The organism is Gluconobacter sp. P1D12_c (assembly GCF_018812105.1).
Classification (GTDB): domain Bacteria; phylum Pseudomonadota; class Alphaproteobacteria; order Acetobacterales; family Acetobacteraceae; genus Gluconobacter; species Gluconobacter oxydans_A.
Genome location: NZ_JACSIQ010000626.1, coordinates 1 through 408, shown reverse-complemented (window position 1 = coordinate 408; position 408 = coordinate 1). Strand labels below are relative to the sequence as shown.

The window sequence follows — 408 nt, the reverse complement described above, 5'->3', positions numbered from 1 at the left end:
GATGGGATCGACGGGTTTCGTCACGACGTCCGTAATGGGACCAGAGCCCAGGGGACAGGTCGAGCTGCCGCGCAACAAATGACAGAATGGGAGCCGGTGGTGTTTCACCAGATTCCAGCACCCGTCCCGGCCAGCGCATGTAGAGCATGACCATCGTGAAACCCAATCGGGAGGTTTCTCCGCGGCTGGTTGAGATCAGATCGAAGTCATCCTGGCTGAGTGTAAAATGTCTCGTGATCTCGCGATCATCGACAGAAGGCTCGTAATGTCGGGCGAGAGCTTCACGGGTCAGAAGACGGCGCCGCGCCATGATCGGATGTCTCCTTCATGTGTCCGGAAGGGGATCGTTGGACGGACTGTCCCGGACAAGTGCAACACGTCATGGAATACAGCCGTGTGCTGTGTCTC

The 408-nt window shown here is 57.8% G+C and carries 1 protein-coding gene; it reads right to left on the bottom strand.

What is annotated here, in order from left to right; all coding sequences use genetic code 11:
• Positions 1-310, bottom strand: a 310-nt coding sequence (locus KP705_RS21840) for a DUF4158 domain-containing protein (RefSeq protein WP_215765355.1), incomplete at its 3' end; no start/stop codon positions are given.
• Between the last annotated feature and the right edge of the window lie 98 nt (positions 311-408).